The sequence below is a fragment of the Cryobacterium sp. M15 genome (assembly GCF_002929675.1).
Taxonomy (GTDB): domain Bacteria; phylum Actinomycetota; class Actinomycetes; order Actinomycetales; family Microbacteriaceae; genus Cryobacterium; species Cryobacterium lyxosi.
In genome coordinates this window covers 1-12,589 of the sequence record NZ_PJJW01000018.1, presented here as the reverse complement: position 1 = coordinate 12,589, position 12,589 = coordinate 1, and the positions used below count along the sequence as shown (strand labels likewise).

Below are 12,589 nucleotides of genomic sequence, written 5' to 3'. Positions count from 1 at the left end.
TTCACCAAACCCGGGGTTCGACAAAGCTACATGGACGAGCAGGCGGGAGGAACTGCACTCGCGAGTGCGGTCTTTCCCGCCCGCTTAGCTCAGTCCCCATTGACGCGAACGCTAAAAACCCAGATGGCTCCCTCGAAAGGATTCCCGCGCACGGGTTACTCCGCACCGTGAACATCAACTGCCCACTCATCGGTGGTGCCTTCACGATGGACGGCGTCCAGGTCTGATAGCCGAAGCAGGAAAGTGACCGGCGCGGCCCAAAGCCGCTGCACGAGTCGGCCACTAGCCGGTGTAACCTACCGCGAATGAGCAGGACAGGCATCGCACGCAGATCTAGAAGATAACGACTGGCTTGAGCGTCACGCCGCTCTCACTATCAGCAAAGGCCTCGTTGATGTCAACGAAGTCATACTTCTTGACGAGCTTGTCGAACGGGAACACCCCAGCCTCGTAAAGCGAGATCAGCTGGGGTATGAAAGTTTGCGGCACGGAATCGCCCTCGATCACCATGCTGATCTTCAGCCCGGTCAGCAGTAAACTGCCGATATCAATCGGTGATTCGGTGCCTGGTGCCGCCGCGCCGACGAGGGCACCATGTCCAAGGACACCGAGGGATTTGGTCATCTGAGCGAAGACGAATTTGTTGCCCGTCGTGTCGAGGGCGTATTTCACCCCGCCACCAGTGATTTCACGGATCCGCGCGACGGCATCCTCGTTCTTGCTGTTAACGGTGTGGGTGGCGCCCAGCGTTTTGGCGAACTCCAACCGGCTGTCGACAATGTCTACGGCGATGATCGTCGTGGCGTTAGCAACGACGGCGGCGAGAAGACCGGACATCCCCACCGCTCCAGATCCGAAGATGGCGATGCTGCTGCCGGCTTCCGGCCGGAGAACGTTGAGCACAGCGCCCGCGCCGGTCTGAATGCCGCAACCGAGCGGACCCATAAGCTCCAACGGTGCATCCCTGGAAATCTTCACGACGCTGCGCTCGGCGACGTTACTAATCGAAGCAAACGACGACTGACCAAAGAAGTGAGAGGAAACGGGCGTGCCATCGTCAGCAGTGAACGCGGTCGAACCATCGGGACGGGCGCCACTGAAGTCAAGGTCGTAAAGGTGGATGCAGTACGAGGGATGCCCAGAGACGCAGGAAGAACACACCCCACAGCTAGAGAAGCTAAGGAGCACATGGTCGCCGACTTCGACGCTCGTCACGCCATCCCCAATAGCCTCGACGATCCCAGCACCCTCATGGCCGAGCACGGCAGGCAGCGGAGTGGGATACAACTGATCGCGCACGATAGCGTCGGTGTGACAGACGCCCGTAGCGACCATGCGCACCTGTACCTCGGTGGCGCGCGGCGCATCGAGAATGAGTTCCTGAATTACAAGTGGCTCGCCCTTGGCGAGAGCGACAGCAGCGGTTACTTTCATTGCACTTACCCCTTCGGCCCGCGGCACAATGTCGCGCTAGCCTCTATCAGTCTGCTCTTTTTTCAGATACGTAACAATCTGCGCCACGTGGAGAAAAGCTTCGCACCGTCAGGTCGCAACTCCCCCGCCAGCGAAACATGACGGGACAGCGTCTGCCGGGTGGCCCCGAGTTGTTTGCAGAGGTCACTGGCCTTCGTTTTCTTTTGTCCCATCGCGGCCATGGCCAGGCGGACCTTCGCTGACCTTGCCCCCGGTTGGTGGACACGGGTTAAGCGGCGAGTTGAACTTCCGCGGTCTTTGACGAGTATTGCAGTTCGACGTCGGCTGGGCTGATGTGCCCGATCGAGGAGTGCCGGCGTCGGCGGTTGTAGCGGTCCTCGATCCAGGCGCCAACTTCGCGGGTGGGCCACACTCGGCGGTAGTAGAACTCCGTTTCCAGCGTCGCGAAGAAGCTCTCGGCCATCGCGTTGATGCCCCTATGTTGTCAATTTGTGCTGCGCAAGGTTTTTGTACTGGTCGGGGATGGTTTTGAGGATGGTGAAGATTTCGCGTGCGAGGTATCGTTTGAGGCAGCGGATGACGTCTCGCTTGCTTTTCCCTTGCGCGGTGCGGTTCTGTAGGTAGTTTTGGGTGGTTTCATCCCACCGAAGTCGCGTCAGCACGATTCGATATAGGGCTGCGTTGGCTTGGCGGTTCCCACCGCGATTGAGGCGCCGCTTCGTCGTTTTTCCTGACGAGAACTCGACCGGGCTGACGCCGCAGAGTGCTGCGAAGGCGGCTTCGTTCTTCATTCTTTCGGGATTGTCGCCGACGGCGATGAGTAGCGCCGCGGCGCTGTCGTAGCCGACGCCGGGGCGGTCCAGGAGCTCGGGCGCGCAGGCCGTCACCGTGCGTGTCATGGCCGTTTCCAGGCGGCTGAGTTGCTCGGTGACGTGGTGGATGCGGGTGGCGAGTTCACTCATCAGCATGCGTTCGACGGTGCTGGGCAGCAGCAGCGTGCGGGCCCGGCTGAGGGCTTTGCTGCTGAGTCCACGGAGCTGATCGCGCAGTGCTGGCTCTGCGCCGACTACGAAGCCTTTGAGCTGGTTGATCGCGGTCGTTCGTGCCTTCACTGCTGACGATTTCACCAACCGCATTTGGCGTAGTTCTTCGGCGGCACCGATACCTGTTTTCGGCGTCGCCAAGGACCGACCGGCGATGACTGCCGGGCCCCGGCTTCAGCGTCAACGGCATCTGTTTTCCCGGCTTTGCGCCGCAGTGCTCGGTCTGGTTAATTCAACTCGAACACTGTCACGTTTTGGGTTTGGAAGTACTTCATCAGCGCGAAAACCGTACGACCCGGTGCATTCGATACCGGCCGCGTTCACGTCCCCGAACCGGTGGGCCCACTCCAAAGTCGCTGCATAGCCTTCGCGTGTCGTCGGGAAGCTGTGAGTCGCTAGAAGAACTCTCGCGATCGTCAGGATCGCCGCGACGTGGACATCCTTGTGTGTGTCTACGCCAAGGATCACCCCTTCGCCGTGGAGCGCTGGTCGCGACTTTCGCGGGTGCTTCAGAACAGATGAGCTCATGGCTGCCTTTCGTGGGGTGTTGACGAGCAATTCCACGGGAAGAAGTCAGTCAGGACTGTGACGATCCACGCAAGCAGCGAACGCCCACGGAAAGGCCCCTATTGGGACATGGCTTGGCCAGGTGAAACTTCAGGCACCAGACCCGGTCGCGGCCGACAGATCAACGCAAGGACACGCCGACGATGAGACCAGCTGTCAATCCCAACACGGGTCAAGCCGCGACCCGGCCTGATGCGTTGATCGTCTCACAATCCCAGCAGATACCGGTCAATCCCATCGAGCGGGTGATGCCATTCTCGTCGGCGAATGCGGTGATCTGAGCGGAGGCATATTGGGTGCCCCTGTCGCTGTGGAAGATGGCCTGCGCCGGCCGTTCTCCGCGCAGTGTCATGGCCATCGCGAGGGCGTCCTGGATCAGGTCGGTCCCCATATGGGCGGCGATGGCCCAGCCGATCACTCGGCGGCTGTGGGCGTCGATCACGGTCGCCAAGTGGACCCATCCCTCCCAGGTCCTCAGGTAAGTGATATCGCCGACCCAGACTTGGTTCAGCGCCCCGGTGTCCCATTCCCGTTTGACCGCATCGACCGGGTAAGCGTCGGCGTGGTCAATGATCGTGGTGGTCGTGCACTTTTTCGGGCAGATGCCTACCAATCCGAAGCGTTGCATGGTTTTAGCGACGGTCTTGCGCGAGATGGTTTTCCCGTCGGCACGAAGGTCCGCGAGGATCCTCGGCGACCCATAAACCTCGTCGGAGTCGCCGTGGAACCACGCCACTTTCTGCTCGATATCCTCCCGCCGAATCATGCGGTCCGACGGCTTCCGGTCGAGCCAGACGTAATAGCCCGATCGAGACACCTCAAGCAGGCGAACCATGCGGGTGATGGTGAAATTGGTCTTCTCCGCCAGCATCAATTTGAACGCTTTACGCTCGTATCCGACGCTTCCTGGGCGAAGAAGATGGACGCATTTTTTAGAAACGCTCGATCAAGTTTCAGATCTGCGTTCTCTTTTCGCAACCGAAGCAACTCGGCCCGTTCCGACTCCGTGACAGTGGTCTCTCCGGTGTCATTTCAAGCCTTGAAAGCGCTGACCCACCGGCCCAGCGAGGCCTCGTGGATGCCCAGCTCACGGGCCACGGTCGCAACGGCCCTGCCGGCGTTGATCACCAGCTTCACGGCCTCGTCTTTCTACTCAGGAGTGAACTCCCTACGTGTCTTTCCCATGTGAACATTCTCTCTTGTGAGGCGTCCACTCAGCTCGGGCAGGGCCAGATTCGGTCGCGGTGTCAATCGCCGCGCCCTCGCCGGTGAGCAGTTTAAGGCCGATGCCGAGGTTGGTGAGGTCATGCACTGTATTGACGAGGTGGCGTAGATCTCAGCGAAGCCGGTCCAGCTTCCAGACCAGGAACGTGTCGCCCTGGCGCAGCGCCTTCAGGCAGGTCGTCAGATGCGGGCGGTCGTCCTTCTTCCCGGACGCCTGATCCTCGTAGGGATTGGCGAGCTTTACGCCGGCAGCCAAAAGCGCATCTACTTGAAGGTGGGTGCTCTGCGACCCGTCGGCTTTCGACACGCGCATGTACCCGACGAGCATACTGACCCGTGTCATCTATACGTTCGAATACGTGACAACATACCCAATTTCCCGTAGGAATCAAATCTTGTCACTTACCCCTAAAGTATTCTCCGTTTCCCCGAACATACGCGATTCGTGGTGCGTGATGGATACAAAGACGGGCCCGACGTTGGCCCGACAGTCTCACATCAGGCTCACCCGTAACGACAAATCAAAATAATCGTTCCCTGCTGAAACAGCTTCTGCACACGCTGCATGATGCCGGTGTCATATCCATCGCGGGAGGTTGCTTTGGGATTGATGCTGTGTACAACTGTCAGCGCTGACCTTGGACGTCACGAGAAAATATTCGTTAGCGCCGCTTTTCATACCAATACTTATGGTGAGTCGATGCATCCGTTCTGCGCAGGAGTCAGATGCGGCGCTTCCGCTCACAAATACTCTCAGCGTTGAGGCGCGTCACGGTCAAGCCCGATACCACTCAGTTACACAAGTAGAGCGTCGATCACATCGACGCTCTACTTGCAGTGCCTTGAGAGGAAACTTATTTGGCGGCTGCTTTGAGCTTGCTTCCGGCAGTGAGCTTGACGCGGTGCCCCGCGGCGTTGGAGATCTCTTCACCCGTCTGCAGATTACGACCGGTGCGCGCCGCAGTTGCAGTGCGCTCAACCCCGAGCCACCCCGGAATGGTAACCTTGCTATCGTTCTTCATGGCCTCAGCGAGGGTTGCAAAGAAAGTGTTCAGAATGCCATCGACTGCGACTCGGCTCTGTCCCGAATCGGCTGCAACCTTCGCAACGAGCTCAGTTTTGTTCAGCGAATTATCAGTCATTGAGTGTCCTCCTCGAATTTTTACCTGTAAAACCAGGTATTCACATAAAGCGGGCGACGCTTCCAGAAAGAGCGTCCGGTCATCGGTGGACCGAATTGAATCTAACAGAGTGTGGGTTTCGCGTTTATATGACAGCATGTCTTCCGAACAAAATAGAGGCGGTGATTGAGAGGTCTCACTAATACCGGCGCATTCCACGAAAAAAACGGCCAATCCGCTTTCTATCGTTGATACAACGCAGCCACGAATCCGAAAGCCACAGCCGTAAGTAGACATCCGGCGCCTTCTGAAATTTGTCAAGGTGGATGAGGCCAGTGGGAGTTTAAGCGGCTAGCTCGAGCCCTTCATTCTCGGTGGGTTTGTCGGCGGGTTTGTTGATCCATGCCGTTGCTGGAATGGACAGGATCTCCGGTGCCTGGGTTGTGCTGAATCGCTGGGGAAGCGTGCGCGTGCCGCGTCTAGCGTCGCGGCTCGTTCGATAGCCTTCGCCCCAGCGAGGCCGTAGTGGACGTCTGCTGGGGTGTTCAGGCCGATCCCGGAATGGCGATGCTCATGGTTGTAGCCGTCGACGAACGAGGCCCTGAACGTCTTCGCGTCGGTGAGGGAGCCGAAGCGTTCGGGGAACGTCGGCAAGAATTTCAGGGTTTTGAACCACGCCTCGCTGTAGAGATTATCGTTACTCACCCGAGGCCTCGAATGCGACTTGGTGACCTCCGGATCAGACAACAGCGCCGCGACGGTCTTGGACGTCATCGACGTTCCGCGGTCCGCGTGAACGACCTGCGGGGCCCCGTGAATGCTGAAGATCTCCTTCATCATCTCCGCCGCCAGCTCGCCCGATTCCGACGCGTGAACATACGCGCCGACGATGTAACGGGAGTAAATATCGATCATCACGTAAGCATCGAAATACTTGCCCTTGACCGGGCCCGCAAGTTTCGCGATGTCCCACGAGTACACCTGGCCAGGGCCCGTAGCGATTAGCGCGGGGATCGCTCGGGCTGGATGGCGTGCCAGACGACGGTGGTCCTTGACCTGCTGATTCTCGTTCAACACCCGATACATCGTTGATATTGAGCACACGTAGGTACCGGCGTCCAGCAGCTGCGCGTAAATCTGGATCGGCGGCAAATCCACGAACGAATCTGAATTGATGATGTCCAAAATCTGCCGGCGGTCGACATCACTGATCTTGTTTGCCGGAATCGGCGCCGGACCGACCACCGGAATGCGTGGTTTCCGGGTGGCGGTCGCTCGAGGGATCTCCACGAGGTCGGCTGCAACGCGAGTCGAGATTCCTCGCCTGGCCAGTTCGCGGTACGCGGTCATTACGGCTTCGTATGCGGTGTTTCGTCCCGCGCGCTCTTCGAAAGACTTTCGAGTAGCTCGTGCATTTTTGACATGATCTCCAGCGCCACCCCCCGTCGTTTCCAGGCGCTGCTCGGTCTTACGCAACTGGCGGCGCAGCCGGGCGATTTCAGCTTGCTCCGGAGTTAACCGGCCAATCTTCTCGCCGGGTTTCTTCCCTGCGAGAACACCCGCGTCACGCAGCTTTCGCCATTCCGTGATCTGCGACGAATACAAACCTTCGGCGCGCAGATACGCACCGCCCTCGTTGTTCTTGATCGCGGTGTCATACGCGGCGAGGTACGCCAGCTTCTGCGCTGGGGTGAATGACCTTCGCGAGGTCGGACCACCAGCTTGGGGTCCGGGACTACTCATATGACTATCGTCGCGCACTGCGTTTAAAGAAGGGCTGGACATGGTGGTGGTTTCCTAGTTCTCGCCCTACGTCATACGGCGGACTTGCTCTGAGGCACTGGCCTCACCCAACCCTGACACGTAGGGATTCGCCCAAGCCTGCACAACCCGGTATGCAAGCAACGCTCGGCACACTATCCACCGACGCAGACCGTGCGTGGCTTGAGTCACAGCAGGCACTGCAGCCTCCGCTCGGTTCCGAGCTCCACGGTCGCGAAATCATCGGCAGCGACGGCTAACGGGGGGTCCTTCGTGGCAAACACAGTGAGGCCGCCAGCGGCTATCTCGCCGCACTGCGCCAAGCCGAGGCGGCTTGTGTCACGCACCTCGGCGGGGCGTAGACATGACGTCTCTTAATCAGCATGCTTGCGCATCGGGACGCTGTGATTTAGCTCGCGGTACGCCTATTCGGCCGCCAATTCGCCGAACGTTTGCTCGTTTACTCGTTTACTCGGACATCATATGGCAGCCAGGAGCCCCCGGCGAGGGCAGAACCTTTGGGGTCATCGTCGCGGCGCACTTCGTTCAGGACATGCCTCAACTTTGTTAGAAGAGCCGACGAAGCATGCGATGACACGTCTCGGGTCTTGACGGCCTCGCTCGGTGCGTATTCTGACGCCAACAGCTAAACACCACGAGATGAACGCCGCCGTGGAATAGCGCCGATCGTGCTTGCGGATATCAGGTTCTTAGCCCCGTGCTGCATAGAACTCTTATTTCTGTTTGGCGACAACGGATGTGGCCTCAAGAAAGCTGGCACGCGGGTTGCTGTGGCCAACGATCGGCGTCGTATCCCCGCCGGCAATCAAATTGGTCATCCACCCCGCCAAGATGCGCATCTTACGATTCGTGGTCGGCATAGCGTAAAGATGATATCCGCGATGAGCCAGCCAGGCTGGTACGTTCTTGAGCTTGATGCCCTTCACGATGCCTGCTCCCTTCCCGATGCCGAAGCTCGCGACCGTTCCGAGTGATTTGTGTCGATATTGCACGACCGGTCTTCCGGTCATCATGGCGAGGATATTAGCGGATACTGTCGCGGCTTGACGCACAGCATTCTGCGCGTTCGGTGGATAGTAAGCCGGTTGTGTCGTGGCTAACAGATCCGGAACTTGCGCTCCATCCCCGAGAGCCCACACTCCATCGAGTTTGACACCGCGGTCAGTCTCCACCTGAAGCGCGGCGTTGACGTTGACGTGGCCCTTGGGGCCCAGAGGCAAATTCAGGTCTGCCAGAACAGGGTTCGGCTTTACCCCGGCAGTCCAGACGATCGCACCAGCTGGTATTATCTCGCCGTCACTAAGTACGACATTGCCATCGATGCAGGATGGCATCGTCGTATTTAGACGAATGTCAATACCTCGGGCACGGAGCTGGCCGAGAGTCCATTGGGAGAGTTTAAGCCCCACTTCGGGTGCGACCCGGTCGAGCGCCTCCACCAGAACGAAATGTAGCTCCTCACGGGAGAGCGTATGGTAACTATGTATCGCCGCCTTCGCCGCATCATCAAGCTCTGCCATCGCCTCAACACCAGTGTAGCCTCCGCCGATGAAGACCGTGGTGAGCAACTTCCGACGCTCTGCCACGTCCTGAACGCTGGCGGCGCGGGCAATGTTTCCCAGAATGCGGTCGCGCACGTACTGTGCTTCTTCAACAGTTTTGAACCCCACGCCGTTCTCGGCCAGTCCAGGTGTGGGAAAGGTGCGCGTGACCGCTCCAAGCGCAACAACAAGGTGATCGTAGGGAAATTTTTGGGATTCACCATCTGGTGTCATCACCGTGACGCTCTTGACGGTACTGTCCAGGCCGGTGACGGAAGCCTGGACGACGTTCGAGTGTCGGAGCGCCTCGTGCAAAGAAACAGTCACGTCGCGGGCCTGGATGTGGCCGCCAGCAACTTCGGGCAGAAGGGGCTGATAGGTGTAATACGGCAATTCATCAATCAGCGTGATGTCGGCCCGACGGGTCGCGTGTTTCTTCTGCAATTTAAGGGCAGTGGTGAGCCCGGCGGCTCCACCGCCGAGAATGACGATGCGTGTTGCCATGAGTGCGTCTCCTTCAACTGTGCTTAGTGTCTATGGTGTTTTTCATTGCTGATCTCTCGGTGCAGCGCGCACTGACGCACCGTTTAAATATGGTGAAACAGCGGTCAATGACGTGGCGGCGTTTGTGAGTTTTCGTACCAACGCCCGGCCGACGATCATCGGTGCACCCTCGACACCGCATGCGGGAAAGGAATCTTTGTGTCCACCGCGGCGGGCCGGTTCTCGTGCACAAGTACGCGTTCGGTGTATTCGTCGATGCCGGAGGCTTGAACCATTGTGGTGCCCTTCTCGCTGATGCGGACGTCCTCAGCTCCGCGGAGAGTTACCCCAGGGTTCAGGCAGTCGAAAGTACAGCCGGCGGTGTAGTTCTCACATGTCCCACGAAACCGGATGAGAGAAGCAACAACATGACCTCCGACCGCCACCCCTTTAACTTCACTACCTCTAGCTGAAATGATCCCGGCGGCTTCGTGACTGAAAAACGCGGTAACTGAAACGTTCTTCGCGGCGCTGAAAACGAAATATACTACCAAACGGATTTCGACACTCGGGCGGAGTCAGAACCGCGGTCCTCGACTACGTTGAGACGTACTACAGACGGAAACCGCTACGTTCCACTCTGAACTACCTCGCGTCCTTGAAGGGCCACCGTGTCCCATCACGCTCAAGCTGTTGAGGCTCTCACAGCCTGAAAAAATGAGAAGTCACAGTCCAAGAAACTTGGCTCAGCCCCGGGCATCGTCTGCTGACCACCCAGTAGTCAATAATTTCCACACGATCCCATCGGGATACTGAAGCGACCGTGAAACGCACCACTGACCGAAATGTCAGCAACGGCTCGATTGAAGGCGCAGAAAACGTGCAGTGTTTTACGCACGTCCCAGCGGGCGGCAGGGAAACTTTGCGGTCTGGTTCTCCCTGCCGCGCGCGCCGTAATTTGAACCAAAGGAGCTGGGTCAAATGGGCCGCTAGGTGTTGGTCTATTCGGGCTTGAGGATGACTTTGGTCCACCCGTTGTTGCGGTCGCCGAAGTTCTTGTAGGCATCCGCGGCTTTGCTGAGCGGGACCTCGTGCGAAACGATCCACGACGGCTTGGCCTTGCCGACGGCAATCAGCTCGCGCAATTGCCGATTATATTTCTTCACCGGGCACTGGCCGCTGCCCAAGCTCTGGCCTTTAAGCCACTGCAGACCATAATCAATAGCAAGCTTGCCCTGCTTGGCGTTCTCGTCAAAGCCGCCAGGATCCGCCGGCAGGAAAACGCCGACAACGCCGATGCCCCCGGTGATGCGCACGGACTGGATCAGCCGGTTCAAAGTCATGGCAGGATCCTCGGTGCCCTGGGGGTCGTGGGCTTGATAGCCCACGCATTCACATCCCCGGTCAGCGCCGATACCCTTGCTCTGGTCCAATACGAATTGAACCGGGTCCGTCTTTGAGTCATCAACGGCTATCGCGCCGATCTGCTCGGCGAGGGCCAGCCGGTCGGGGCGTCGGTCCACAACCCAGACTTTACTGGCGCCCTTGATCATGGCAGACAAGGCAGCCATGAGCCCGACCGGACCAGCACCGTAGACCACGACCGTGTCACCGGGGATGACGCCGGCCATCTCGGTAGCGTGGTAGCCAGTTGGAAAGATGTCCGAGAGCATCACGTAATCGTTTTGCTTTTCTACGGCGTCTTCACCCAAGCGCAAGCAGTTGTTGTCGCCGTAGGGCACACGCAGCATTTGTGCCTGCCCGCCCGGATACGGACCCATACCAGCGAAGCCGTAAGCGGCGCCCGCACCGACCGGATCTGACTGAGTGGTCATGCAATAGTTAGTGAAACCGCGTTCGCAATTCTTGCAAAACCCGCAAGAAATATTGAACGGCAACACGACGTGCTCGCCGACCTTGACCGCATCGACGCCGTTACCGACCTCGATGACCTCGCCCATATTTTCGTGGCCAAACGTGCGTCCAGTCTCGAAATTGGTGCGTCCTTCGTACATGTGTAAATCTGAACCGCAAATATTCGTGGCCGTAATGCGTACCAAAACATCAGTGGGACGTTCAATCGTGGCATCCGGAACTTCTTCAACGTTGACCTCATTGGGGCCCTTATAAACGACTGCCTTCATTTCTTTTCACTCCCTGATTTTCATGACCGCAAACACGAACGGTCCGTCTTCACTTTCGGAGGTGTACGAATTTTAGTGCCGAGGCAACCTCGAGTTGCCCACGGATTGTGCATAATGTGTGTCTACCACCGTTCTATGTGCACCGCCTCACCGCCGCAATTATCGCGACGCCCACGCCGGGCACTAAAAGCCAGTATCTGTCTTGTACGAAGCGACCAGCAGTGTGCAGGCTGGATCAAGAGAAATTGACTGGGCCGAAAGTTCTCATCACAAAAAAGCAGAAGCGCAGGGAACATTACATATCGAGCTGTTGCGTGCTTGGGAGAGTCAGAAATACGTTCTCCAGAGACGGACATTCCCCGGCCTCGAGGACCACCGCACCCGCGCCGAAATTCTGACAAACGTGCCCGATCGAACAGGCCGTGCGGTTCGCTTTCACAGAGCATGTGCTCGAGATGGCCAACGGACTTGGAGTTAACGTCGCGACCGAGAGAGTCAGTATTTCCCAAACGATTACCACGTGTTGTGATGTCACGCACCCGGCCGGCGCCGTGGCGAACTTCGGTGTGAGATGTCCGGGCCACCACGAGTCGTAAGCCAATCTTCCAGCGGTGTCAGGCTTGCACATCTCCGCGCCATCCGACATCGTCGGTTCCTTTCGCCTCGATGAACTCCTTAAAGTCCGCGAGGTCTTTCTTGATAGCGTGGTCGTCGATACTGAGAGCAGCCCCAGCCTTCTCAAGCAGCCCTGTTGCCTCCCAATCAAGCTGAACCGTCACACGCGTCTCGTTCGCAGCCAACTTATGAAACGTGACAACGCCCGCGTGGTCGACTTGGCCGCCGGTGCTGTTCCAGGCAACACGCTCGTCGGGGTGCTGCTCAGTTATCCGAGCCTCAAACGTGCGCTCCACGCCGCCGATTTTAACCGTCCACTCGGTGAGAGTGTCCGTTACTTGAGTGATGGATTCAATAAAACTCAAAAACTTTGGAAACTCCTCGAATTTAGTCCACTGGTTGTAAGCGACGGTAACGGGAACGTTGACGTCGACAGTCTCGATGGCGTTGGGCATGATGACCTCCTAATGCGAATTCAACGGATGAAATAGTTTCTGCAACCCCTTCACCGTATCGAAGGCAAATCCAAGGTCAACCCGGGTAAGGAAATACTCGCAGGAACGAGAAGGTATCTGTGCACGGAACCTCGGCAGCGTGAACAAGTGATGAGACTGGCTAAACGACGGGCGAGGGAG

Annotated in this window: 11 protein-coding genes and 2 pseudogenes; all 13 read right to left on the bottom strand. The window is 58.1% G+C overall.

The window, feature by feature from the left end; translation table 11 throughout:
- Positions 1 to 333: 333 nt before the first annotated feature.
- Positions 334 to 1,434, bottom strand: coding sequence for an NAD(P)-dependent alcohol dehydrogenase (locus CXY83_RS00445; RefSeq protein ID WP_104195473.1), 1,101 nt, complete (start codon positions 1,432 to 1,434; stop codon positions 334 to 336).
- A gap of 268 nt (positions 1,435 to 1,702) precedes the next feature.
- Entirely contained in the window at positions 1,703 to 1,897 is a 195-nt protein-coding gene (locus CXY83_RS00435; protein WP_104195471.1) for an IS3 family transposase, read from the bottom strand.
- A gap of 13 nt (positions 1,898 to 1,910) precedes the next feature.
- Complete coding sequence (locus CXY83_RS17745; RefSeq protein ID WP_233200489.1) at positions 1,911 to 2,546, bottom strand: transposase; 636 nt, start codon at positions 2,544 to 2,546, stop codon at positions 1,911 to 1,913.
- Between the two features lie 111 nt (positions 2,547 to 2,657).
- The gene (locus CXY83_RS18475; protein ID WP_369831108.1) at positions 2,658 to 3,005 is read right to left on the bottom strand and encodes a transposase; all 348 of its coding nucleotides are present in this window, start codon (positions 3,003 to 3,005) and stop codon (positions 2,658 to 2,660) included.
- Positions 3,006 to 3,216: 211 nt separating this feature from the next.
- Positions 3,217 to 3,966, bottom strand: a pseudogene (locus tag CXY83_RS00425) (IS3 family transposase); the annotation flags it as partial.
- Between the two features lie 110 nt (positions 3,967 to 4,076).
- A complete protein-coding gene (locus tag CXY83_RS00420) occupies positions 4,077 to 4,181 on the bottom strand; it encodes a transposase (RefSeq protein ID WP_104195469.1) in 105 nt (34 codons plus the stop codon).
- A 91-nt stretch (positions 4,182 to 4,272) separates the two neighbouring features.
- Positions 4,273 to 4,596: pseudogene (locus CXY83_RS00415) on the bottom strand (recombinase family protein); the annotation flags it as partial.
- Between the two features lie 526 nt (positions 4,597 to 5,122).
- Positions 5,123 to 5,410, bottom strand: coding sequence for an HU family DNA-binding protein (locus tag CXY83_RS00410; protein ID WP_104195468.1), 288 nt, complete (start codon positions 5,408 to 5,410; stop codon positions 5,123 to 5,125).
- A gap of 322 nt (positions 5,411 to 5,732) precedes the next feature.
- Positions 5,733 to 7,132 (bottom strand): DDE-type integrase/transposase/recombinase gene (locus CXY83_RS00405; protein ID WP_104195467.1). Its coding sequence is split into 2 segments (ribosomal slippage): positions 5,733 to 5,851 and positions 5,851 to 7,132, totalling 1,401 coding nucleotides; the frame shifts between segments, so codons are not numbered across the junction.
- 752 nt (positions 7,133 to 7,884) lie between these two features.
- Positions 7,885 to 9,216, bottom strand: coding sequence for an NAD(P)/FAD-dependent oxidoreductase (locus tag CXY83_RS00400; protein ID WP_104195466.1), 1,332 nt, complete (start codon positions 9,214 to 9,216; stop codon positions 7,885 to 7,887).
- 155 nt (positions 9,217 to 9,371) lie between these two features.
- Positions 9,372 to 9,749, bottom strand: a complete 378-nt coding sequence (locus CXY83_RS18470) for an alcohol dehydrogenase catalytic domain-containing protein (RefSeq protein WP_158251773.1) — start codon at positions 9,747 to 9,749, stop codon at positions 9,372 to 9,374.
- A gap of 447 nt (positions 9,750 to 10,196) precedes the next feature.
- Positions 10,197 to 11,339: a glutathione-independent formaldehyde dehydrogenase gene (locus tag CXY83_RS00390; RefSeq protein ID WP_104195464.1), complete on the bottom strand. Its 1,143-nt coding sequence runs from the start codon at positions 11,337 to 11,339 to the stop codon at positions 10,197 to 10,199.
- A 614-nt stretch (positions 11,340 to 11,953) separates the two neighbouring features.
- A complete protein-coding gene (locus CXY83_RS00385) occupies positions 11,954 to 12,409 on the bottom strand; it encodes an SRPBCC family protein (RefSeq protein WP_104195463.1) in 456 nt (151 codons plus the stop codon).
- Positions 12,410 to 12,589 lie beyond the last annotated feature (180 nt).